The sequence below is a fragment of the Streptomyces sp. HUAS TT11 genome, assembly GCF_051553595.1.
Classification (GTDB): domain Bacteria; phylum Actinomycetota; class Actinomycetes; order Streptomycetales; family Streptomycetaceae; genus Streptomyces.
The window spans coordinates 2241821-2263718 of sequence record NZ_CP196184.1 but is presented as its reverse complement, the minus strand read 5'-3'; the positions used below and the strand labels follow the sequence as shown (position 1 = coordinate 2263718).

Here is a 21898-nt window from a genome sequence, read left to right as displayed (position 1 = left end):
GTAAGGGAGCACAGGGAGCATGAGCAGCCGTACCGTCATCCGCGGTGGCCTCGTCATCACCGCGTCCGACGAGATCCACGCCGACGTCCTGATCGAGGAGGGCCGCATCGCCGCCCTCGCCGCGACCGGCACCCCGGCCGCCGAGGCCTTCACGGCCGAGCGGACCATCGACGCCACCGGCAAGTACGTGATCCCGGGCGGCGTCGACGCCCACACCCACATGGAGCTGCCGTTCGGCGGCACCTTCGCCTCCGACACCTTCGAGACCGGCACCCGGGCGGCCGCCTGGGGCGGGACGACCACGATCATCGACTTCGCCGTGCAGAGCGTCGGCCACTCGCTGCGCGAGGGCCTGGACGCCTGGCACGCCAAGGCGGAGGGCAACTGCGCCGTCGACTACGGGTTCCACATGATCGTCTCCGATGTGAACCAGGAGACGCTCAAGGAGATGGACCTGCTGGTCGAGGAGGGCGTCACCTCCTTCAAGCAGTTCATGGCCTACCCGGGCGTCTTCTACAGCGACGACGGGCAGATCCTGCGTGCCATGCAGCGCTCCGCCGAGAACGGCGGCCTGATCATGATGCACGCCGAGAACGGCATCGCGATCGACGTGCTGGTCGAGCAGGCGCTCGCCCGCGGCGAGACCGACCCCCGCTACCACGGCGAGGTCCGCAAGGCCCTGCTGGAGGCCGAGGCGACCCATCGCGCCATCAAGCTCGCCCAGGTCGCGGGCGCGCCGCTGTACATCGTGCACGTCTCGGCGCAGGAGGCCGTGGCCGAGCTGATCCGGGCGCGCGACGAGGGGCTCGACGTCTTCGGCGAGACCTGCCCCCAGTACCTCTTCCTGTCCACGGACAACCTGGCCGAGCCGGACTTCGAGGGGGCGAAGTACGTGTGCTCGACCCCGCTGCGGCCCAAGGAGCACCAGGCGGCCCTGTGGAAGGGGCTGCGCACGAACGACCTCCAGGTGGTCTCCACCGATCACTGCCCCTTCTGCTTCGTGGGCCAGAAGGAGCTGGGCCGGGGCGACTTCTCCAAGATCCCCAACGGAATGCCGGGCGTCGAGAACCGCATGGACCTGCTCCACCAGGCCGTCGTCGACGGGCACATCTCCCGCCGCCGCTGGATCGAGATCGCCTGCGCCACCCCGGCGCGGATGTTCGGCCTGTACCCGAAGAAGGGCACCCTCGCCCCGGGCGCGGACGCGGACGTCGTCATCTACGACCCGCACGCCGAACAGGTCATGTCCGCCGAGACGCACCACATGAACGTCGACTACTCGGCGTACGAGGGCAGGCGTACGACCGGCCGGGTCGAGACCGTCCTCTCGCGTGGCGAACCCGTCATCACCGAGCGGGAGTTCACCGGACGCGCCGGACACGGCGTCTACACCCCCCGCTCCACCTGTCAGTACCTCAACTAGGAGTGGCGCACATGGACTTCGGACTCGTCCTGCAGACCGATCCGCCGGCCTCGAGAGTCGTCAGCCTCATGAAGCGCGCCGAGCGCAACGGGTTCCGCTACGGCTGGACCTTCGACTCGGCCGTGCTGTGGCAGGAACCGTTCGTGATCTACAGCCAGATCCTGGCGAACACCCGGAAGCTGACGGTCGGGCCGATGGTGACGAACCCCGGCACGCGCACCTGGGAGGTCACCGCCTCCACGTTCGCCACGCTCAACGACATGTTCGGCAACCGCACGATCTGCGGCATCGGACGCGGCGACTCGGCGATGCGGGTCGCGGGCCGCAAGCCGAACACGCTGGCCCGCATCAGCGAGGCCATGAAGGTGATCCGGGCGCTGGGCCGTGGCGAAGAGGCCGATCTCGGCGGCACGGTGATCAAGTTCCCATGGATCAGGCCGGGCGCCGAACTCCCGGTCTGGATGGCCGCGTACGGTCCCAAGGCGCTGAAGATGACCGGAGAGGAGGCGGACGGCTTCATCCTCCAGCTCGCGGACCTCTACCTGACCGAGTACATGGTCAAGGCGGTGAAGGACGCGGCCGCGGCCGCCGGGCGCGACCCGTCCCAGGTCAAGATCTGCGTCGCCGCCCCGGCGTATGTCACCGAGGACGACTCGCCGGCGGCGCTCGCCCACGCCCGTGAGCAGTGCCGCTGGTTCGGCGGCATGGTCGGCAACCACGTCGCGGATCTCGTCGCCAAGTACGGCGAGCACTCGGGCGCCGTACCCGATGAACTCACCGCGTACATCAAGGCCCGTGAGGGCTACGACTACGCCCACCACGGGCGCAGCGGCAATCCCGACACCCAGTTCGTGCCCGACGAGATCGTCGACCGGTTCTGTGTCGTCGGCCCCGCCGAGCGGCACGTCGAGAAGCTGACCGCACTGCGCGAGCTGGGCGTCGACCAGTTCGCCCTGTACGACATGCACGACGCCCAGGAAGCCGTCATCGACGCGTACGGCAGCCGGGTCATCCCGGCCGTCAACGCCTGAGGGAGCCGGCTCCCTTCCGTTCGTTCCTCTCCGCTCGCCCCCTTCCCGCTCCCCCGGGAAGGGGGCCCAGGACGCTCCGTTCCCCGTGGTTTTGGGGCGCACCCCCCATCGGCGCAGCCGCCCGCACGGCCTTTCCCGTCCCGTCTCATGATTGGCCTGCCCATGACCGACACCGCTCCTCCGGCCCCACCGATGTCCGATCAAGTCACCCTCGCCGACGGGCGTGTGGAGTTCGCTCCGGGCTCCCCGCCGCCGAGCGGTCCGTACGCCAACGAGGACCTGCTGCCCGTCCCCGTCGGCAAACGGACGTGGAACACGTACAACTTCTCCGCGCTGTGGGTCGGGATGGCCCACAACACGGCGTCCTGGACCCTGGCCTCCGGTCTGATCGCCGTCGGCATGGACTGGAAGCAGGCGGTGTTCACCATCGCCCTGGCCAATGTGATCGTGCTGATCCCCATGCTGCTCACCGGTCATGCGGGACCCAAGTACGGCATCCCGTTCCCGGTCTTCGCCCGCTCCTCGTTCGGCGTGCGCGGCGCCAACCTGCCCGCCGTGGTACGGGCGTTGGTCGCATGCGGCTGGTTCGGCATCCAGACCTGGATCGGCGGTGAGGCGATCTACTTCCTCGCCGGGAAGCTCATCGGCGACAGCTGGGCGAACGCCTCGAAGGTCGGCGGGTACGCCTGGACCATGTGGCTGTCGTTCGCGATCTTCTGGGTGATCCAGGTCGCCATCATCTACCGGGGCATGGAGACCATCCGCCGCTTCGAGAACTGGGCGGCGCCCTTCGTGCTCGTCGGCGCCTTCGTGATGCTGGTGTGGATGAGCAACAAGGCGGGCGGCCTCGGCCCGCTCTTCGACCAGCCCTCCAAGCTCGGCTGGGGCGGCGACTTCTGGAAACTGTTCTGGCCCTCGCTCATGGGCATGATCGGCTTCTGGTCCACACTGTCGCTGAACATCCCGGACTTCACGCGCTACGGCAAGAGCCAGAAGGCCCAGACCTGGGGCCAGGCGCTCGGCCTGCCGACCACGATGACGCTGTTCGCGTTCCTGTCGGTGCTGGTCACCTCGGGTTCGCAGGCGGTGTACGGCCAGCCGGTCTGGGACCCGGTGCAGTTGGCCGCCAAGACGGACAACGTGGTCGGTCTGCTCTACGCGCTGGTGACCGTGCTGGTGGCGACCCTTTCGGTGAACATCGCGGCGAACCTCGTCTCGCCCGCGTTCGACTTCTCCAACGTCGCCCCCCGGAAGATCAGTTTCCGCACCGGTGCCCTCGTCACCTCCGTGCTCGCCGTGCTGATCTTCCCGTGGAAGCTGTACTCCGATCCGCAGGGCTACATCTTCACCTGGCTCGGTCTCGTCGGGGGCCTGCTCGGCACGGTGGCGGGCATCCTCATCGCCGACTACTGGATCCTGCGCCGCGGCTCCCTCGACCTCGCCGACCTCTACCGACGGGGCGGCCGGTACTGGTACAGCGGCGGCTGGAACTGGCGGGCCGTCGTCGCCTTCGTGGTCGGCGGTGTGCTGGCCATCGGCGGCGCGGACTTTCATCCGCTGGTCGACGGCCGTCCGATCCCGGCCCTGTCGCCCCTCGCCGACTACGGCTGGGCGGTGGGCCTGGGCACCTCGATGACGCTGTACCTGCTGCTGATGCTGCTGCGTGGCCGGGAGCGGGCCGCGGCCTGACGCCGGCCGGCGCGCGAAGGGCGGTCAGCCCTGCTTCTGACCGCCCTGAAGCGCGGCCACCGCGTCCTTCGCGGCCTTGATGGCGCCCTTGTTGATCTCGTCCGTGCTGGGTGCCTTCTTCGACTCGAAGTCGCTGCCGTTGTACGTGATGGACACCAGTGCATTGGCCATACGGACCAGCACCACACCCTCGCGGGTCTGCTGCTTGTCCTCGGTGGTGAGGTTGACCACCGAGTAGGCGGCGTCACCGAGACCGGGGACCGCCCCGCCACCGCTCTTCTCCGTGGTGCGCTGGGTGTAGGACTTCTTCGCCTGCTCCTGCGAGTCCGTGATCTCGAAGGACACGTCGAGCCAGCGGTAGTCGTAGCCCTTGAGCGCGTTCCAGGAACAGGTGCGCCTGATGGACTTGTCCGTCGAAGGGATCTCCTTCCCGGCCGTCTTGGCGCCGGGAACGAGCGACTGGATCGTCTTGACGGACACACCGCCGCACGGCGTGGGCGCCGACGTGTAGGTCTTGGCGGCGGCCTCCGTCGCGGGCGCGGAGGCGTTGCCGCTCCCGCCGCTCTGGGTGTTGTGCGTGCTCTGACCCCCCTGCGCGGACTTCTGGTCGGTGGCCGGGGCGGCGGCCAGGGGCCCGGACGACAGGGCCCAACCCGCCGAGGCGAGTACGGCGACCGGCAGCAGGCGCGCGGTCAGGGCGAGCGGCAGAGGAAGAGACTGCACGGGCGCTCTCGTGGGGACGGTGCGGAGTGGGGTCCACACTGCGGACGGGACGCCAGTGTCACATGACTGACTGTGGTGCGGAAGGGCGAACTCGCTCCGTGCTCATGCGGTGACAGCGTCGGCTGTTGACGGGCCGTGAGTTCCTGGGGCCCTTGCCATGGTGTGCCCTTTATGTGTGCGCGGTTTCTCCCGTCGCCGGCAGGGGCAGTGCGCTCTCGATCCGGTCGACGGCGGCGAAGGCCCCGTAGGCGACGACGCGGACAAGACAACGGTCGGTGTGCTCGGGGAGCCGCCAGGCGGCGATGTCGTCGTCCGTGATGCGGTACGGGGCGAGGGCCGCCAGGATCGCGAGCCGCGCGGCGGGCCGTTCACGGCGGTCCGGCACCCCGTCCAGGGCGAGCGGCGGGTGCGATCCGTCCCAGGACCGCAGGGCCTCCCGCACGAGGTCCCGGTCCTCGGCGCCGAGGAGGCCGGTGTCCTCGCCCGCCGCCCGGTGCGACCCCCGGGCGGCCGAGCGCAGTGCCGCGTAGGCGGGGCCGACGCAGGTATCGGCCGCCCAGGCCGGAGCCGGCCCGGGATCACCGAGCAGGGACAGCGCCGCGCCGGGCACGGCCCGCCTCCGCACGGTCCTGCCGACCGCGCGTCCGGCGACGCTCCGCACCGCCCGCAGCCGCTGGGCGTTCCACGGCAGAAGCTGTTCGGTCAGCAGCGCGGAGACGATCCGGTTGATGAAGTGGAAGGCGAGCACGGTGCCCAGATAGGCGGGGGCGTGTTCCCGGGGGAACGGGTACGGCATCGGATCGGTGCCCGGGACGCGGGTCGCCCGCCCCCAGTCGAGCAGGCGCGCGTGCTCCTCGTCCTTCGGACGCTCCCCGCGCGCCAGTCGCTCGGCGAGCGCGTGGTCGCCCGTGGCGTGCAGCAGCATGGTGTGCGCGTCCACGCAGAACGGGCACTTGTTGGCGAGCGAGACTCCGAGGGCGGCCAGTTCCTTGCCGGTGCGGCTGCCGGCGCCCGCGATCAGCGACTCGCGCAGCAGCGCCCAGGCCGGGACGAGGATCTCGGGCGCCGAGGAGAGGACCACGAAGGTGGGCGGGCGTTCGATGCCGAAGTCCCGGGAGATCTGCTCGTAGACCTCGGCGACGCGTCCGGTGGCCGACCTGGCCGGCGTGGGTCGGGTGTAGCGGAAGGGTGTGGACATGGGCAGCAGCCTGCGCTCCCGGGGTGCCCGCGGTCGTCGTACGGCCGAAGGCATCCGCGGGTGAGACGCCCGGCCCGGTCCTCCGGGGCACTACTGCACCGGGAGTAGCGGCGGAGCCGTCCACAGGGCGGACGCCCGGGCCGTCGGGGCGGTCTACTGTGCGGACATGGGCGGGCACCCGGTGACACGCAGGCGCCTCGCCGACGCGGCCCTGGCGGTCGTGGTCGGCGCTCTCGTCGTGACCGCGGCCGCCTTTCGCGCGGACACCGCGGCCGTCGACTACGCCCTGATCGTCCTCGGCTCGGCGGCTCTGGCGTGCTACCGCGAGGCGCCGCTCGCGGTGCTGGCCGTGGCGACGTCGACCGGGTCGGCCTATGTGCTGCACGCCCACCCGGGGCCGCTCGCCGCCCTGCCCGTCCTGGGCGCCGTGCACACCGCGGCCCGTGCCGGTCACCGCGGCCTTGCGGCGGTGGCGAGCGGTGTGTTCCTCGCCGCGTACGTGGCGACGGGGCCCGCCGCCCAGGACGTGGTGGAGCGGACCGGGCTGCTCGCGGGCTGGTTTCTGTGCGCGGTCGTCACGGGTCTGGCCGACCGCAACTGGCAGGCGTATCTGCGGCAGACCGAGCAGCGCGCCCTGGAGGCCGAACGCACCCGGGAGGAGGCCGCGCGGCGCCGTGCCGGCGAGGAACGCCTGCGGATCGCCCGGGAGTTGCACGACTCCCTCACGCACAGTATCTCGATCGTCAAGCTCCAGGCGGGAGTCGCGGCCCATCTCGCCCGCAAGCGGGGTGAGGAGGTGCCGCCCGCTCTGCTGGCCATCCAGGAGGCGAGCGGTGAGGCGATGCGCGAACTGCGGGCCACCCTTGAGGTGTTGCGTACCGACGAACGGGCCGGCTCGCCCGCCCTGCTCGTGGAGCGGGCGCGAGCGGCGGGCCTCGCCGCCGAGCTCACGGTGACCGGAGAGGAGCGGCCCTTGAGCGCTGCGATGGACCGCGCCGTGTACCGCATCGTGCAGGAGGCCCTCACCAACGCCGTGCGGCACGCGGGAGCGGCGCGAGTGAGCGTGCGACTCGACTACGGCGAACGGGAGTTGACGGTACGGGTGGACGACGACGGCACCGCCGACCCGGCCCGCCCTCCGGTGCCCGGAACCGGCCTGACGGGCATGCGGGAACGCGTCACGGCCTTCGGCGGCACCCTGCACGCCGCGCCGCGCGCGCAGGGCGGCTTCTCGGTGCTGGCGCGGCTGCCGAGCGGGGGACCGGGATGATCACCGTGGCGCTCGTCGACGACCAGGCGCTGATGCGGGCCGGTTTCCGGGCGCTGCTGGACGCCGAGGAGGGGATCGAGGTGGTCGGCGAGGCGGCCGACGGCGAGCAGGGCCTCGCGCTGGTGCGTGCCGAGGTACCCGACATCGCACTGATCGACGTGCAGATGCCGGTGATGACGGGCATAGAGGCGACCCGCCGGATCGCGGCGGATCCCGTGCTCGCCTCCGTCCGCGTGGTCATGCTGACCAACTACGGCCTGGACGAGTACGTCTTCGAGGCGCTGCGGGCAGGCGCGAGCGGCTTCCTGCTGAAGGACACCGAACCGGAGGATCTGCTCCGGGCCCTGGAGGTGGTGGCACGTGGTGACGCCCTGTTGTCCCCGTCGGTCACCCGCACCCTCATCGGCGAGTTCGTCTCGCGACCACCGGACCGCTCCACCGCCCCGGGCCTCGAGTGCCTGACCCGCCGCGAACGCGAGGTGACGGCGCTGGCGGCGCGCGGCCTGACCAACGAGGAGATCGCCGCCCATATGGTCATCAGCCCGTTCACGGCCAAGACGCACATCAGCCGGGCGATGACCAAACTGGGTGCGCGCGACCGCGCCCAGCTCGTCGTGTTCGCCTACGAGTCGGGTCTGGTCCGGGCGCGCGAGGCGTGATGCCCCGCGCGCGCAGGGCCGCCGGTGCCGGCGGCACCGGTGCTCACACCATCAGCGCGATCGCGTAGGCCAGGAAGAATCCGGCCACCAGGACCACGAGGATCATGATCACGGTCAGTGGCGCCGCGGCCCAGCCCCGGCTCCTCATGTACTCCTGCTGCGGAACGGCCTCCTCGACACTGCTCTCGCCCGGCGGGGTCTCGCCCGGCGGAACGCCGCCCGGCTCGACCCTGGGCCTCCATGACGGCGCGGCGGCGGGCACCCCGTAGCGGTGGTCCCAGGCGCCGCCCGTCCCGCTCGTCCCGTGCATCTGGTTCATGCTCTCCGAATACCCTCACCATCGACGGCCAAGCGGACATAGCGCTATAAAAAGGAAAGTTCGATGGTGCGGTGGCGCGGGTTCCGTGCCGACGGCGGGGCAGACGGGGCGTGCCGCGGTCGATAGCCTGCTCGGTGATCAAGCGAACGCAGGTCCTGGCCCCGGCCTCCCGGCCGATCCCAGGACGGTTCCCGAACGCCGATCGGACCGACCGAGGCGTGCACTCAGCGAGGTGAGAGATGCGGTTCACCACCCGGCCCACGCTTCAAGGCACCTTCGGCATGGTGTCCTCCACGCACTGGCTGGCCTCGCAGTCGGCGATGGCCGTGCTGGAGGACGGCGGCAACGCCTTCGACGCGGCCGTCGCCGGTGCGTTCGTGCTGCATGTGGTGGAGCCGCACCTGAACGGGCCCGCCGGTGAGGTGCCGATCCTCCTCGCCCCGGCCGGCGGCGAGGTACGGGTGCTGTGCGGGCAGGGCGTCGCCCCCGCGGGAGCCACCGTCGCCCACTACCGGGGACTCGGCCTGGAACTCGTGCCCGGCACGGGACCCCTCGCGGCGGCCGTCCCGGGCGCCTTCGACGCCTGGATGCTGCTGCTGCGCGACCACGGCACGAAGAGCCTCGCGGACATCCTGAAGTACGCCATCGGGTACGCCGAGCACGGGCACGCGCCCGTGGAGCGGGTCGGCGAGACCGTCGAGAGCGTACGCCGGCTGTTCGAGACGGAGTGGACCTCGTCGGCCGAGGTGTACCTGCCGAACGGGAAGGCGCCGGCAGCCGGTGAGCTGCTGTGCAATCCGGCCCTCGCCGCGACCTGGAAGCGGCTGCTCGCCGAGGTGTCCGGGGCGGGTGACCGGGAGGCGCAGATCGAGGCGGCACGACAGGTGTGGCGGTCGGGGTTCATCGCCGAAGCCCTGGTGCGGCAGTCGGCGCGGCCCACCATGGACACCAGCGGCGAACGCCACAGCGGGACCCTGACGGCCGACGACCTCGCCGGCTGGTCCGCCGGCTACGAGGCCCCGGCATCCTACGACTGGAACGGCTGGACCGTCTGCAAGGCCGGCCCCTGGAGTCAGGGCCCGGTCCTGCTCCAGCAGCTCGCCCTGCTCCCGCCCGAGCTGCCGGCCTACGGTTCCGCGGAGTACGTCCACCTGCTGATCGAGGGCTGCAAGCTCGCCATGGCCGACCGCGAGGCCTGGTACGGCGACGCGGCCGAGGTGCCGCTCGACGACCTGCTCTCGGACACGTACAACGCCGAGCGGCGCGCCCTCGTCGACGGCAAGGCGTCGTACGAGCTGCGCCCCGGCGCGCCCGGCGGGCGTCTTCCGCACCTGAGCGAGCGCGCCCGCGCGGTGGCCGCCGACGAGCCCGGATTCGACCCCATGGGAGTCGGTGAGCCGACGGTCGCCAAGAGCCCCACCTCCCCGGTGCCCGGGGAGCCGGACGTCGCCGCCGACGGAACCACCCGCGGCGACACGTGCCACCTGGACGTCGTCGACCGCTGGGGCAACATGGTCGCCGCCACGCCCAGCGGCGGCTGGCTCCAGTCCAACCCGGTCGTGCCCGAGCTGGGCTTCCCGCTCGGCACCCGGCTCCAGATGACCTGGCTCGACGAAGGGCTGCCGAACTCCCTCACCCCGGGCCGGCGCCCCCGTACCACCCTCACCCCCTCGATCGCGCTGCGCGACGGGGTACCGGTGCTCGCGTTCGGCACACCCGGCGGCGACCAGCAGGACCAGTGGCAGCTGCACTTCTTCCTGGCGGCGGCCCTGCGGCCCGCGATCCGCGGCGGCCTCGACCTCCAGGGGGCCATCGACGCCCCGAACTGGCACAACGACAGCTTTCCCGGCTCCTTCTTCCCGCGCGGCATGCGCCCTGGCAGCGTCACGGTGGAGTCCCGTACGGACCCCCGCGTGGTCGAGGAACTGCGCCGGCGCGGTCACGACGTCACGGTCGGCGAGGCCTGGTCGGAGGGGCGGCTGTGCGCGGTCGCCCGGGACCCGCGGACGGGCGTGCTGTCCGCGGCGGCGAATCCGCGCGGGATGCAGGGGTACGCGGTCGGACGGTGACGGCCGCTCCGGCCCGGCTCGGCCGGAAGAGCCCCCGAAGCCCCGTATTCACGCCGAATCCACCCGGAGTGCACCGTGTGGGGTCGGATTGTCAGTCATGCATGCTCTCATGGAGACATGATCGACGACATCGAAACCATCGACGAGTTTCTCGCTCACCGCACGTCCGAGGTGGCGGAGGCCGTGCGCCAGGCTGCCGCCACCGAGATCATGCCGCGCTTCCGCCGGCTCGCCGACCACGAGATCGACGAGAAGAGCGGCCCCCACGACCTGGTCACGGACGCCGACCGCAAGGCCGAGGCCTACCTCACCGAGGCGCTCGTCAAGCTGCTGCCCGGTTCGGTCGTGGTGGGCGAGGAGGCCGTCCACGCCAACCCGGCGACCTACGACGCCGTGCGCGGCGACGCCCCCGTCTGGATCGTCGACCCCGTCGACGGCACCCGGCAGTTCGTCCACGGCGACCCCGGCTTCTGCACGCTGGTCGCGCTCGCCCAGCGCGGCGTCCTGTATGCCTCGTGGACATACGCACCGGTCCACGACCGGCTGGCCACGGCCGTCAGGGGCGAGGGCGCCTTCCTCGACGGAGTGCGCCTGCACGCCGGCTCCCCGGCGCCGGACCGCGATCTCGAGGTCGCCACCTCCCACCCGTACTACACGACGGACGACCAGAAGCGCGCACTTCTCGGCCTGCAGACCGAGGGGATCCGTCCGCGGTCGTGCGGTTCCGCCGGACTGGAGTATCTGCAGATCGCGCAGGGCCTGCTGGACGCCACCGCCTTCTCCTGGGAGGCGGCCTGGGATCACGCGGCCGGCCTGCTGCTGGTCGAGGAGGCGGGCGGTGCCCACCTCACCCTCGCGGGCGAGCCGTTCCGCATCACCGGCGGAAACGCCCTGCCCTTCACCGCGGCCAGGGACGAGGCCACGGCCCGCCGGGTGCTGGGCCTGCTGTCCGGCGGTGCCTGACCCCGTGGTGCCGCGCCGAAAGCGGAACCGCGGCCTCAGTCGAGGGCTGCCCCCCGCCCCGATGGAGTGTCAGTCCCGCGGCATATCCTGAGGGGCACTGGGCGTGGACTGACGAAGGAGTCCGAAGGTGCCGTCGATGCTCGATGCGGTCGTGGTGGGGGCGGGGCCCAACGGACTGACGGCCGCCGTGGAGCTGGCCCGGCGCGGATTCTCCGTCGCCGTGTTCGAAGCCCGCGACACCATCGGCGGGGGCGCCCGCACGGAAGAGCTCACGCTCCCCGGTTTCCGGCACGACCCGTGCTCCGCGGCGCACCCCCTCGGTGTCAACTCCCCGGCGTTCCGGGCGCTGCCCCTGGAGCGCTACGGCCTCCAATGGCTGCACGCCGAGCTTCCGATGGCACATCCCTTCCTGGACGGCACCGCGGCGGTGCTGTCCAGGTCGGTGGCCGAGACGGCCGCCTCCTTCGGGCCGCGCGACGCGGGGACGTACCGCCGGCTCGTCGAGCCCTTCCTGAGTCGCTGGGACACCCTGGCCAAGGACTTCATGTCCCTGCCGCTCACCGCCCTGCCACGGGACCCGCTCACCCTGGCCCGGTTCGGGCTCGTCGGCCTGCCTCCGTCGACGTGGCTGATGCGCCGCTTCCACGACGAACGGGCCAAGGCGCTGTTCGCCGGGCTCGTCGCCCATGTGATCGCCCCGCTCGGCGGCCTGGCCACGAGCGCCGTCGGTCTGATCTTCGCCCTCGCGGCGCACGCCCGCGGCTGGCCGGTGGCCCGCGGCGGTTCCCAGTCCGTCTCGGACGCGCTCGCCGCCTACCTGGAGGACCTGGGCGGCAGTATCCACACCGACTACGAGGTCAAACGCCTCGACGACCTGCCCCCGGCGCGCGCGTACATCTTCGACACCTCGCCCACCGCGCTGGCCCGGATCGCGGGCCTCGGCAGGTACTACGACGGCTACCGCTACGGCGCCGCCGTGTTCAAGGTGGACTACGCCCTGGACGGCCCCGTGCCGTGGACCGCGAAGGAGGCACGGGTCGCCGGGACCGTTCAAGTCGGCGCCGACCGCGCGGAGATCGGCACCGCCCTGCGCGCCGCGTCCCGCGAGGGCCGGGCCCCCGACGCACCGTTCCTCATCACCGTGCAGCCCGGCGTCGCCGACCCCACCAGGGCGCCCGAGGGCAAGCAGGTCTTCTGGGCGTACGGCCATGTGCCGAACGGCTGGCGAGGCGACCTCACCGACGCACTGGAACGCCAACTGGAGCGCTTCGCACCGGGCTTCCGCGATCGGGTGCTCGCCCGTGCCACCGCGGGCCCGCCCGAACTGGCCGCCCGCAACGCCAACTACGTCGGCGGCGACATCGCCTCCGGCGCGGTGTCCGGGCTGCAGATGCTGCTGCGCCCCAAACTGTCCCTGTTCCCGTACAGCACGCCGCACCCGGCCGTCTTCATCTGCTCGTCGGCCACGCCGCCCGGTCCCGGTGTGCACGGCATGTCGGGCCACAACGCGGCGAAAGCCGTGTGGAGGAGGCTGAGACAGGCATGACCACCATCACTTTGGTCCAGGGCGACATCACCCGGCAGAGCGTCGACGCGATCGTCAACGCCGCCAATTCCTCGCTGCTCGGCGGCGGAGGCGTGGACGGTGCGATCCATCGCCGGGGCGGCCCCGCGATCCTCGAGGAGTGCCGCGCGCTGCGTGCCTCCCGCTACGGCCGGGGCCTGCCCACCGGCCAGGCGGTCGCCACGACCGCGGGTGAACTCGACGCCCGCTGGGTGATCCACACGGTGGGCCCGGTCTTCGCCGACTCGGAGGACCGCTCCGAGCTGCTCGCCTCCTGCTACCGGGAAGCGCTGCGGGTCGCCGACGGACTCGGGGCCCGTACCGTCGCGTTCCCCGCCGTCTCCACCGGCGTCTACCGCTGGCCGATGGAGGACGCGGCACGCATCGCGGTGGAGACGGTGCGTTCGACGGACACGGCCGTCGAGGAGATCAGGTTCGTCCTGTTCGACGAGCGGGCCTACGAGGCGTTCGCCGCGCAGGCCGGCTGACCCCGTCGGCATACCGGACCGGGGCCCCCGCGCGGTTGTCGCCGTGCTGCCGTGCCGGGGACAGAACCCCAGGTCGCAGGGCTGAGCAGAAGAGAATTCCTGGTAGGTCCACCTTCATGTCGGATTTCCGCCAGCCGGCTTCCGGCCCATGGCCGATGCTGGAGGCATGCGGAACGGGATGCACACCGACTGGGATCGCTGCGTGCGCGCCGTCCAGTCGAAGGACGCGCGTTTCGACGGCTGGTTCTTCACCGCCGTCCTGACCACGAGGATCTACTGCCGACCCAGCTGTCCGGTCGTACCGCCGAAGCCGGAGAACATGATCTTCTACCCGAGCGCCGCCGCATGTCAGCAGGCCGGATTCCGGGCCTGCAAGCGGTGCCGGCCCGACACCAGCCCCGGCTCGCCCGCGTGGAACCAGCGCGCCGACCTGGTCGCCCGCGCCATGCGGCTGATCGCCGACGGCGTGGTCGACCGGGAGGGCGTGCCCGGCCTCGCGGCCCGCCTCGGCTACAGCACCCGCCAGATCGAGCGCCAGCTCGTCGCCGAACTGGGCGCGGGACCCCTCGCGCTCGCCCGGGCCCAGCGAGCCCAGACCGCCCGGGTCCTCATCGAGACGACCGCGCTGCCGATGGCCGAGATCGCCTTCGCGGCGGGCTTCTCCTCGATCCGCACCTTCAACGACACCGTACGGGAGGTCTTCGCGCTCGCCCCGAGCGAACTGCGCAGCCGCCTGCCGAAGAAGACGGTGGTGGCCCCCGGCGTCCTGAGCCTGCGCCTGCCGTTCCGGGCCCCGCTCAACCCCGACAACCTCTTCGGCCACCTCGCCGCGACCTCCGTACCCGGCGTGGAGGAGTGGCGCGAGGGTGCCTACCGGCGCACGCTCCGGCTGCCCTACGGGCACGGGATCGTGGCACTGACCCCGAAGACCGACCACATCGCCTGCCGTCTGACCCTCAGCGACATGCGCGATCTGCCCGTCGCCATCAGCCGCTGCCGCCGCATGCTCGACCTCGACGCCGACCCGGTCGCGGTCGACGACCAGCTGCGGGCCGACCCGGTGCTGGCGCCGCTCGTCGACAAGGCCCCCGGCCGCCGGGTCCCGCGTACGGTCGACGAGGCCGAGTTCGCCGTACGGGCCGTCCTCGGCCAGCAGGTCTCCACGGCCGCCGCCCGCACCCACGCGGCCCGTCTGGTCACCGCGCACGGCGAGCAGATCGAGGACGCCGAGGGCGGCCTCACCCATCTCTTCCCTGCTCCCGAGGCGCTCGCCGCGCTCGATCCCGAGTCCCTGGCGATGCCGCGCACCCGGCGCACCACGTTCACCACCCTCGTCCGCCAGCTCGCCGAAGGAACCCTCCATCTGGGCGTGGAGAGCGATTGGGAGGAGAGCCGGGCGCGGCTGGGGACGCTGCCCGGCTTCGGACCCTGGACCGTCGACGTGATCGCGATGCGCGCCCTGGGCGACCCCGACGCCTTCCTGCCGACGGATCTCGGCATCCGGCGCGCGGCCCGGGAACTGGGCCTGCCGTCCACGCCGGCCGCGCTCACCGCACGCGCGGCAGGGTGGCGGCCGTGGCGGGCGTACGCGGTCCAGTACCTCTGGGCGACCGACAGCCACCCGATCAACTTCCTCCCGGTCTAAGGACGTTCCATGAAGCAGCACAGCGTCATCGACAGCCCGTACGGCCCGCTCACCCTTGTCGCCGACGACGGCGTCCTGTGCGGTCTGTACATGGAAGGACAGCGCCACCGACCGCCGGAGGAGACCTTCGGGGAGCGCGACGACACGCCCTTCGGCGAGGCGACCGCACAACTGCGGGCCTACTTCGCGGGCGAGTCGAAGGACTTCACCCTCCAGATGCGCCTGCAGGGAACCCCGTTCCAGCGCAGTGTGTGGGAGCAGCTGCGGAAGATCCCCTACGGGGAGACCCGCTCGTACGGCGAACTGGCCGACGCCCTCGGCAATCCGGGTGCCTCACGTGCGGTCGGACTGGCCAACGGCAAGAACCCCATCGGCATCATCGTGCCGTGTCATCGGGTCGTCGGCGCGAACGGTGATCTGACGGGCTACGGCGGCGGCCTCGCCCGCAAGCGGCGCCTGCTGGACTTCGAACGGGGAGCGGGCCTGTTCTGAGCGCGGAGGTGCGGGGCCTGTACGCCCCGCACCTCCGCCTCACGGGCACCGCCCCCGGCAGGCCGACGTCAGCGGCGTACGGCCTCGGCGGCGTAGTCCCACAGGCGGTCCGCCGCCTGTGGATCGAGGGCGTGAGCGGCCACCCGCCCGGACCGGTCGGCGCCGTCCGACAGGACCGATGCCTCCTGGTTGTCTTCGAAGTAGCGGCCGGTCACCCCCTTGACCAGTGGCGATGCGGCCAGCAGCACGGAGGTCGCGGCGCCCTGGGCCGGGTCCTTGTAGTGCGGCAGCGGTGTCAGGTTCCCCGCGTCGTCCATCACGCCGAACGAGCGCATGGCGTCGTCGTCGAGATGGCGCTGGAGGTTGGTGAGGATGATGCCCGGGGCCACCGCGTTGGCCGTGATGCCGTCGTCGGCCCACCGGCGGGCCCCCACGGCGAGGAGCACATCGGCCGTCTTGGACTGCCCGTAGGCCGCCCAGGCGTCGTAGGGACGCCGCTCGAAGTGCGGGTCGTCGAAGTCGAAGGGCGAGTTCAGGTGGGCACCCGAGCTGACGACCACGACGCGGGCCGAGCCCGACTCGCGCAGAGCGGGGTGGAGGGCGCCGGCCAGGGCGAAGTGACCGAGGAAGTTGGTCGCGAGCTGCAGCTCCCAGCCCTCCGCGCTGACCTGCCGTGTGGGGAGCGCCATGATCCCGGCGTTGGCCACCAGGATGTCCAGCGGGCCGCGCCACGCCTGTGCGAAGGCCAGGGCGGAGTCGATGTCCGACAGGTCGAGCGCCTCGGCGCGCACCGAGCCGGCACCGGGGGCGGCGGCGAGTTCGCGGACCAGCGGCTCGGCGGTCTCCGGACGACGGGTGGCGACGATGACCTCCGCGCCGGCGAGGGCCAGGGCCCGGACCGTCTCGGTACCGATGCCGGAGGCGCCGCCGGTGACCACGGCGCGGCGTCCCGTGAGGTCGACGCCGTCGATCACTTCGGTGGCCGTGGCGTGGGAGTGGAAGGGGGTGGTGAGTCGGGATTCGGCGTTCACGGGCAGTCTTTCCTGAGATGCGAAGTCACGTACGCCATTCACCGTAGAACCACACCGCTGGACGATGTATAACCTGTCGTCCAGGGTTCTTCAGTCATCGTCCAGAGGAGGTGCTCATGGATCCACTGGAGGACGTGTTGGGCCTGCTGCAGACGCAGAGCCATCTGTCGACGGGCCTGGCGGCGGGAGGGCGGTGGGCCCTGCGGTTCGACGCACCCTCCGGCGTGAAGTTCAACGCCGTCAGACGTGGACACTGCCGGCTGGAGGTCGACGGGCTCCCGGAACCGATCGATCTGGCGGCCGGCGACTGCTACCTGCTCACCCGGCCGCTGCGCTTCACCCTGCGCAGTGATCCCGAGGCCACCGCGGTGGACGCGGGCCCCGTCTTCGAGAGGGCGACGGACGGTGTCGCCCGGGTCGGTACCGCTGACGAGGTGTACATGATCGGCGGCCGCTTCTCCTTCGGTGAGCGCGCACAGCAGCTGCTGCTGGACGGGTTGCCCCCGGTCGTCCACGTGCCCGCGGGAACCGAGCAGGCGGATGCCGTGGAGTGGGCGCTGACCGCCATCGAACAGGAACTGCAGCACAGACCGCCTGCCTCGAGGCTGGTCGCCGAGCACCTCGCCGTCGTCATGCTCGTCCACGTCCTGCGGCTGCACCTCGCCCGCCGGCCGCACGCGGTGTCGGGCTGGCTGTCCGGCCTCGCCGACCCCGTGGTGGCCACGGCCCTGGCGTCGATGCACGAAGCACCCGCACGCTCCTGGACGGTGGCCGAACTGGCGCAGGCGGGCGCGGTGTCGCGGTCCACGCTGGCGGCGCGCTTCAAGGAGACGGTCGGCCAGGGGCCTCTGGAGTATCTGACCCGCTGGCGGATCGAGCTCGCCTCCCGGCAACTGCGGGAGAGCACCGACACGGTCGCCCTCATCGCCCGCTCGGTCGGATACGGCTCGGAGAGCGCACTCAGCGTGGCCTTCAAGCGGGTCACGGGACTGTCGCCCGGCGCGTACCGCAAGCAGACGTCCGCGTACCCGGACCCCGGCGTCGTGCTCGTGGGCGGTGCCGGAGCGGACTGACACCGGGCGACCCGGCGCGGGCCCCGAGCAAGCCGGCCCCTGCCGACCTGCGACGTCCCGGGCTCACCGCGGGGTCTCGGGGCACCACGGCTCGGGGCCGCCGTCAGCCCCGGCCGCCCGTGGCGCTCAGCTCGTGCAGCAGTGCGGGCAGCGCGGTGCCGATGGGCTCGCGTATGACGTCGTCGGCGCGGTCGTCGTACGGAGTGGGTTCGGCGTTGACGATGATCAGGCGTGCGCCGTGGTCGGCGGCGACCGCCGCGAGTGCGGCGGCGGGCTGGACCTGGAGGCTGCTGCCCACGGCGATGAAGACCTGGCAGGCCTTCGTGATGGCGACGGCTTCGCCGAGGACGACGGGGTCGAGTCGTTCGCCGAACATGACGGTGGCGGATTTGAGGATGCCGCCGCATTCCAGGCAGGGCGGGTCGTCCTCGCCGGCCTCGACGCGGGCGATGGCGTCCTCCATGAGACCGCGGGCGTGACAGTGGGTGCAGACGAAGCTGCGGGCGGTGCCGTGCAGCTCCAGCACCTTGCGGGCGGGCAGGCCTGCCAGCTGGTGCAGCCCGTCCACGTTCTGTGTGATGACCCGTACGGGCACCCCGGACCGCTCGAGCTCGGCCACGGCCCGGTGTGCGGCGTTGGGCTCGGCCTTGAGGGTCCGGTTCTTGCGCCGCATCTGCCAGGAGCGCCGCCGGATCTCGGGATCGCCCATGTAGTACTCGTACGTCACGAGCTTCTCGGCCTCGGGATCCTTCCGCCACAGCCCGTTGGGCCCGCGATAATCGGGGATCCCGGAATCGGTGGAGATGCCTGCGCCGCTGAGAATGGCTACGAGGGGCCTGTCCATGGGGCGAGAGTAGGACGCCTTCGTGCGCGAGGCGAACGGATATCAGGCGGGAACATCGCGCGGGCGCGCCACGGTCGCGGTCCGTGGCGCCGGATCACCGAGGACACGACCGACCGGGATCCCCGGCGGCTCGCGCTGCACGGGCGAGGACGAGCGGATACACGGCGCCGGCCGTCTTCGGAAGCGAGTGCCCGGCTGCGCGATCGTTGCCGTGGGCACAGGAGTTGCGGACGTGTCGGGCGAACTCCAGCAGCCGGTCGAGAACGTGCCTCACGTACGACCTGCACCTGCCCGGTGCAGCCGGCCCGATGATCCGAAGGGGCGTTGCATCGCGAGTCGAGGCCGCGGAGCCCGGCGAGGCCATCCGCGTCTCATGGTTCGGCCAGGTTTTGGGCAACGTGTGCCGATATCGTCGCCCGATACCGACCGGTGAGTCACACTGAGCCTCGGAGGGGGGACAGGTGCGACGGCGCTGCGCCGACGCGCCATCCCGAAGTTCGCGCTGCCTCGGGGAAGGTGGCGTGGGGCCAGTGGGGGATGCATGACGCAGTCGCTTCCCGATCAACGCGACGCCCGTGAGCGGGCGTTGACCGGGCACGCGGGACTTCCGGTCGTGGTGGTCGGCGCCGGCCCGTACGGACTGTCGGTGGCCGCTCACCTGAGACAAGCAGGGATGCCGGTCCGGATCTTCGGTGAAGTGATGGGCAGTTGGCGTCACGCGATGGCGACCGGGATGTTCTTGAAGTCGACCCCGGCCGCGACCGATCTTTCCGCGCCGGAGCCGGGCGGGCGGCTCGCGGACTTCCGCCGCATGCACGATGAGTCGGAGTTGACCGAGCTGACACCGATCCCGTGCGACGTGTTCGTCCGGTACGGGCTGTGGTTTCAGCAGCGCTACGTCGGCGAGGTCGACCCGGCCCGTGTCGTGGCCGTGGACCGGGCCCAGCGGTCGGACCCGCATTTCCTCGTCGGGTTGGACGACGGCCGAAGGTTCCCGGCTGCTGCCGTCGTGGTGGCCACCGGCCTGAGCGGTCTCGCCCATATCCCCGAGGAACTGCGACGAATCGTCCCCGAAGGCCCGGGGGTTCGGGCGCTGGTGTCGCACACCAGCCACCATACGGACCTGTCGCCGTATGCCGGTCGGCGTGTGGCCGTTGTCGGCGGCGGCCAGTCGGCGCTGGAAAGCGCCGCGCTGCTGCACGAGGCCGGCGCCGACGTGCAGGTGCTCGTCCGGGAACCGAGTGTGCTGTGGGGGATGGAGCCGGACCTGGTGCGGCCCTGGACCCACCGCGTGGTCAAGCCGGCCTCGCCCCTCGGGACGGGCTGGGTCCTGGCCGCGGTGTGCAAGGCGCCGGGAGGAGTGCGGCGCCTGCCCGCGGCCGCTCGCATGATGCTCTTCCGCCGTGCTCTGGGGCCGTCCGGTGGATGGTGGCTGCGCAACCGTGTCGAGGGCATTGTGCCGGTACGCACGTCACGTCGCGTCATCCACGTCGAGGCAGCCGAGTCGACCGTACGCCTGGGCATCGATGGACCGGGTGGGTCCGAGACGCTTACCGTCGATCACGTGCTCGCGGCCACCGGCTACCGTCTCGACATCGACGCGGTGCCTTTCCTGTCTCCTGCACTGCGGAGCGCTCTGGGCTGTGTGCCCGGTTCGAAGGCGCCCGATCTCTCCGATACGTTCGAGTCGTCGGTCCCGGGCCTGTACTTCACCGGTTCACTCGCGGCCCCGATGTTCGGCCCGATGATGCGGTTCGTGGCGGGAACCGGATTCGCCGCGACGCGCATCGCCCGGCATGTGGCACGCGCCGCTGCGATCCGCTGAGGCGACCCGGGTCGCGTTGCAGCGGACCTGCCGGGTGGCGGGTGAGGCAGGTTGCTCGGCCCGCGACGGGTGCGGGCCACCGTCTGGAAGCCGAGGACGTCCGCCTCCGCAGAACGGGTGGTGAACGACAGCGCCGACCGCCGCCCGGCCACCGCCGTGTGCGGCGCGGCCCTGTCCGAGGCCGTGTGCCCGGTCATATCGTATTCCGATATCGGGCACCGTAGGATGGCGTGGCGTGGAGCGACGATCATCTTTGGGGAGCACGTGATGAGCAGACCGTCGGAGGCGGCCTCCGCCCCGGGTGAGCTGGAGCGGCGGCTGGGTGTGCCGGATGCCGTGGTGATCGGGCTGGGCTCGATGATCGGGGCGGGGATCTTCGCCGCGCTCGCTCCCGCCGCGCACGCGGCCGGCTCCGGGCTGCTGCTCGGTCTCGCGGCGGCGGCCGTGGTGGCGTACTGCAATGCGACGTCCTCGGCGCGGCTCGCGGCCCGCTACCCGGCGTCGGGCGGTACCTATGTCTACGGCCGCGAGCGGCTCGGTGAGTTCTGGGGCTACCTCGCCGGCTGGGGCTTCGTGGTGGGCAAGACCGCATCCTGTGCGGCCATGGCGCTGACCGTCGGCGTGTACGTCTGGCCGGGACAGGCGCATGCGGTGGCGGTGGCGGCCGTCGTGGCGCTGACCGCGGTGAACTATGCCGGGGTGCAGAAGGCGGCATGGCTGACCCGGGTGATCGTCGCCGTGGTGCTCGCCGTGCTCGCCGCGGTCGTCGTCGCCGCACTCACCTCCTCCGCAGCGGATGCGGCGCGGTCGGACGTCGGTGCGGATGCCTCCTTCAGCGGGGTGTTGCAGGCCGGTGGTCTGCTGTTCTTCGCATTCGCCGGATACGCGCGCATCGCCACCCTGGGTGAGGAAGTACGCGATCCCGCCCGGACCATCCCCCGGGCCATTCCGCTGGCTCTCGGCATCACGCTGGTCGTCTACACGGTGGTGGCTGTCTCGGCGTTGTCGGTGCTGGGCCCGCAGGGGCTGGCCGATGCCACGGCCCCGCTGTCCGACGCGGTGCGGGCTGCGGGGGTGGCCCGGCTGGCACCCGTCGTGCGAGTCGGGGCGGCGGTCGCCGCGCTCGGTTCCCTGCTGGCCTTGATCCTGGGTGTCTCCCGTACCACGCTCGCCATGGCCCGTGACCGGCACCTGCCGCACGCGCTGGCTGTCGTCCATCCCCGCTTCAAGGTGCCCCACCGCGCGGAGCTCCTGGTCGGCGCGGTCGTGGCAGTGCTGGCGGCGACGGTGGACGTGCGCGGCGCGATCGGTTTCTCGTCCTTCGGGGTGCTGGCCTACTACGCCGTGGCCAATGCCTCGGCCTGGACGCTGACGCCGCAGGAGAACCGTCCGCCGCGCGTCATTCCTGCCCTGGGTCTGGCCGGAAGTCTGCTCCTGGCCTTCACTCTGCCTGTGACGTCCGTGGTGTGGGGAGCGGCGGTGCTCCTGCTGGGGGCCTGCGCATACGCGGTGCGCCGCGCGGTGACCGCACGCCCCACTTCGTAGGGGAGCTCACCGCACGGAGGAAGCGCAGCACGCAGGCGCCGGCCGGG

At 71.7% G+C, this 21898-nt stretch carries 19 protein-coding genes; 14 read left to right on the top strand and 5 right to left on the bottom strand.

What is annotated here, in order from left to right; genetic code table 11:
- Nucleotides 1-19 precede the first annotated feature (19 nt).
- The 3 genes from hydA (at nt 20) to ACSHXN_RS10210 (ending at nt 4143) form a co-directional block, all read left to right on the top strand.
- Complete coding sequence (gene hydA, locus ACSHXN_RS10220; RefSeq protein ID WP_355128109.1) at nt 20-1423, top strand: dihydropyrimidinase; 1404 nt, start codon at nt 20-22, stop codon at nt 1421-1423.
- An 11-nt stretch (nt 1424-1434) separates the two neighbouring features.
- Nucleotides 1435-2454, top strand: a complete 1020-nt coding sequence (locus tag ACSHXN_RS10215; RefSeq protein ID WP_356112043.1) for a TIGR03842 family LLM class F420-dependent oxidoreductase — start codon at nt 1435-1437, stop codon at nt 2452-2454.
- A gap of 162 nt (nt 2455-2616) precedes the next feature.
- Complete coding sequence (locus tag ACSHXN_RS10210; RefSeq protein WP_356112041.1) at nt 2617-4143, top strand: NCS1 family nucleobase:cation symporter-1; 1527 nt, start codon at nt 2617-2619, stop codon at nt 4141-4143.
- Between the two features lie 24 nt (nt 4144-4167).
- On the opposite strand, the gene ACSHXN_RS10205 is transcribed toward ACSHXN_RS10210, so the two are convergent.
- Together ACSHXN_RS10205 and ACSHXN_RS10200 are read right to left on the bottom strand one after the other, a co-directional pair.
- Nucleotides 4168-4866, bottom strand: coding sequence for a hypothetical protein (locus ACSHXN_RS10205; RefSeq protein WP_355128115.1), 699 nt, complete (start codon nt 4864-4866; stop codon nt 4168-4170).
- 169 nt (nt 4867-5035) lie between these two features.
- Nucleotides 5036-6064, bottom strand: coding sequence for a carboxymuconolactone decarboxylase family protein (locus ACSHXN_RS10200; protein ID WP_355128117.1), 1029 nt, complete (start codon nt 6062-6064; stop codon nt 5036-5038).
- 166 nt (nt 6065-6230) lie between these two features.
- Between ACSHXN_RS10200 and ACSHXN_RS10195 the strand changes: the two genes are divergently transcribed.
- Both ACSHXN_RS10195 and ACSHXN_RS10190 read left to right on the top strand, forming a co-directional pair.
- On the top strand, nt 6231-7334 hold the full coding sequence (locus ACSHXN_RS10195; RefSeq protein ID WP_355128119.1) for a sensor histidine kinase: 1104 nt from the start codon (nt 6231-6233) through the stop codon (nt 7332-7334).
- Complete coding sequence (locus ACSHXN_RS10190) at nt 7331-7993, top strand: response regulator transcription factor (RefSeq protein ID WP_355128121.1); 663 nt, start codon at nt 7331-7333, stop codon at nt 7991-7993. The genes ACSHXN_RS10195 and ACSHXN_RS10190 overlap by 4 nt, the downstream gene beginning before the upstream one ends.
- Before the next feature lie 43 nt (nt 7994-8036).
- On the opposite strand, the gene ACSHXN_RS10185 is transcribed toward ACSHXN_RS10190, so the two are convergent.
- Nucleotides 8037-8312, bottom strand: a complete 276-nt coding sequence (locus ACSHXN_RS10185; protein ID WP_383352991.1) for a DUF6480 family protein — start codon at nt 8310-8312, stop codon at nt 8037-8039.
- Between the two features lie 239 nt (nt 8313-8551).
- On the opposite strand from ACSHXN_RS10185, the gene ACSHXN_RS10180 reads away from it, so the two are divergent.
- The 6 genes from ACSHXN_RS10180 (at nt 8552) to ACSHXN_RS10155 (ending at nt 15533) form a co-directional block, all read left to right on the top strand.
- Nucleotides 8552-10381 (top strand): gamma-glutamyltransferase family protein, encoded by a 1830-nt coding sequence (locus ACSHXN_RS10180; RefSeq protein ID WP_356112037.1) that lies wholly within the window; start codon nt 8552-8554, stop codon nt 10379-10381.
- Nucleotides 10382-10498: 117 nt separating this feature from the next.
- On the top strand, nt 10499-11344 hold the full coding sequence (locus tag ACSHXN_RS10175; RefSeq protein WP_355798073.1) for an inositol monophosphatase family protein: 846 nt from the start codon (nt 10499-10501) through the stop codon (nt 11342-11344).
- A gap of 136 nt (nt 11345-11480) precedes the next feature.
- Nucleotides 11481-12890 carry a phytoene desaturase family protein gene (locus tag ACSHXN_RS10170; protein ID WP_355128127.1) on the top strand — a complete coding sequence of 470 codons (1410 nt, stop codon included), beginning with the start codon at nt 11481-11483 and terminating at the stop codon, nt 12888-12890.
- Nucleotides 12887-13396, top strand: a complete 510-nt coding sequence (locus ACSHXN_RS10165; RefSeq protein WP_355128129.1) for an O-acetyl-ADP-ribose deacetylase — start codon at nt 12887-12889, stop codon at nt 13394-13396. Before ACSHXN_RS10170 ends, ACSHXN_RS10165 begins: the two co-directional genes overlap by 4 nt.
- Nucleotides 13397-13562: 166 nt before the next feature.
- Entirely contained in the window at nt 13563-15041 is a 1479-nt protein-coding gene (locus ACSHXN_RS10160; protein WP_438302960.1) for an AlkA N-terminal domain-containing protein, read from the top strand.
- Between the two features lie 9 nt (nt 15042-15050).
- Complete coding sequence (locus ACSHXN_RS10155; RefSeq protein ID WP_355128133.1) at nt 15051-15533, top strand: methylated-DNA--[protein]-cysteine S-methyltransferase; 483 nt, start codon at nt 15051-15053, stop codon at nt 15531-15533.
- A 68-nt stretch (nt 15534-15601) separates the two neighbouring features.
- On the opposite strand, the gene ACSHXN_RS10150 is transcribed toward ACSHXN_RS10155, so the two are convergent.
- On the bottom strand, nt 15602-16564 hold the full coding sequence (locus ACSHXN_RS10150) for an SDR family NAD(P)-dependent oxidoreductase (RefSeq protein ID WP_438302959.1): 963 nt from the start codon (nt 16562-16564) through the stop codon (nt 15602-15604).
- Between the two features lie 116 nt (nt 16565-16680).
- On the opposite strand from ACSHXN_RS10150, the gene ACSHXN_RS10145 reads away from it, so the two are divergent.
- The gene (locus ACSHXN_RS10145; protein ID WP_355128137.1) at nt 16681-17637 is read left to right on the top strand and encodes an AraC family transcriptional regulator; all 957 of its coding nucleotides are present in this window, start codon (nt 16681-16683) and stop codon (nt 17635-17637) included.
- A 103-nt stretch (nt 17638-17740) separates the two neighbouring features.
- Here the strand turns inward: ACSHXN_RS10145 and ACSHXN_RS10140 are convergent, their stop codons facing one another.
- Nucleotides 17741-18481, bottom strand: a complete 741-nt coding sequence (locus ACSHXN_RS10140) for an SIR2 family NAD-dependent protein deacylase (protein WP_355128139.1) — start codon at nt 18479-18481, stop codon at nt 17741-17743.
- A 541-nt stretch (nt 18482-19022) separates the two neighbouring features.
- Between ACSHXN_RS10140 and ACSHXN_RS10135 the strand changes: the two genes are divergently transcribed.
- Both ACSHXN_RS10135 and ACSHXN_RS10130 read left to right on the top strand, forming a co-directional pair.
- Nucleotides 19023-20306 (top strand): FAD-dependent oxidoreductase, encoded by a 1284-nt coding sequence (locus ACSHXN_RS10135; RefSeq protein ID WP_355128141.1) that lies wholly within the window; start codon nt 19023-19025, stop codon nt 20304-20306.
- A 267-nt stretch (nt 20307-20573) separates the two neighbouring features.
- Complete coding sequence (locus ACSHXN_RS10130; protein WP_355128143.1) at nt 20574-21851, top strand: APC family permease; 1278 nt, start codon at nt 20574-20576, stop codon at nt 21849-21851.
- The last annotated feature ends 47 nt before the right edge of the window (nt 21852-21898 follow it).

Coding starts and splice junctions, on each gene's coding strand:
- hydA (WP_355128109.1), top strand. CDS start 20: ATGAGCAGCCGTACCGTCATCCGCGGTGGCCTCGTCATCACCGCGTCC.
- ACSHXN_RS10215 (WP_356112043.1), top strand. CDS start 1,435: ATGGACTTCGGACTCGTCCTGCAGACCGATCCGCCGGCCTCGAGAGTC.
- ACSHXN_RS10210 (WP_356112041.1), top strand. CDS start 2,617: ATGACCGACACCGCTCCTCCGGCCCCACCGATGTCCGATCAAGTCACC.
- ACSHXN_RS10200 (WP_355128117.1), bottom strand. CDS start 6,064: ATGTCCACACCCTTCCGCTACACCCGACCCACGCCGGCCAGGTCGGCC.
- ACSHXN_RS10195 (WP_355128119.1), top strand. CDS start 6,231: ATGGGCGGGCACCCGGTGACACGCAGGCGCCTCGCCGACGCGGCCCTG.
- ACSHXN_RS10190 (WP_355128121.1), top strand. CDS start 7,331: ATGATCACCGTGGCGCTCGTCGACGACCAGGCGCTGATGCGGGCCGGT.
- ACSHXN_RS10185 (WP_383352991.1), bottom strand. CDS start 8,312: ATGAACCAGATGCACGGGACGAGCGGGACGGGCGGCGCCTGGGACCAC.
- ACSHXN_RS10180 (WP_356112037.1), top strand. CDS start 8,552: ATGCGGTTCACCACCCGGCCCACGCTTCAAGGCACCTTCGGCATGGTG.
- ACSHXN_RS10175 (WP_355798073.1), top strand. CDS start 10,499: ATGATCGACGACATCGAAACCATCGACGAGTTTCTCGCTCACCGCACG.
- ACSHXN_RS10170 (WP_355128127.1), top strand. CDS start 11,481: ATGCTCGATGCGGTCGTGGTGGGGGCGGGGCCCAACGGACTGACGGCC.
- ACSHXN_RS10165 (WP_355128129.1), top strand. CDS start 12,887: ATGACCACCATCACTTTGGTCCAGGGCGACATCACCCGGCAGAGCGTC.
- ACSHXN_RS10160 (WP_438302960.1), top strand. CDS start 13,563: ATGCGGAACGGGATGCACACCGACTGGGATCGCTGCGTGCGCGCCGTC.
- ACSHXN_RS10155 (WP_355128133.1), top strand. CDS start 15,051: ATGAAGCAGCACAGCGTCATCGACAGCCCGTACGGCCCGCTCACCCTT.
- ACSHXN_RS10145 (WP_355128137.1), top strand. CDS start 16,681: ATGGATCCACTGGAGGACGTGTTGGGCCTGCTGCAGACGCAGAGCCAT.
- ACSHXN_RS10140 (WP_355128139.1), bottom strand. CDS start 18,481: ATGGACAGGCCCCTCGTAGCCATTCTCAGCGGCGCAGGCATCTCCACC.
- ACSHXN_RS10135 (WP_355128141.1), top strand. CDS start 19,023: ATGACGCAGTCGCTTCCCGATCAACGCGACGCCCGTGAGCGGGCGTTG.
- ACSHXN_RS10130 (WP_355128143.1), top strand. CDS start 20,574: ATGAGCAGACCGTCGGAGGCGGCCTCCGCCCCGGGTGAGCTGGAGCGG.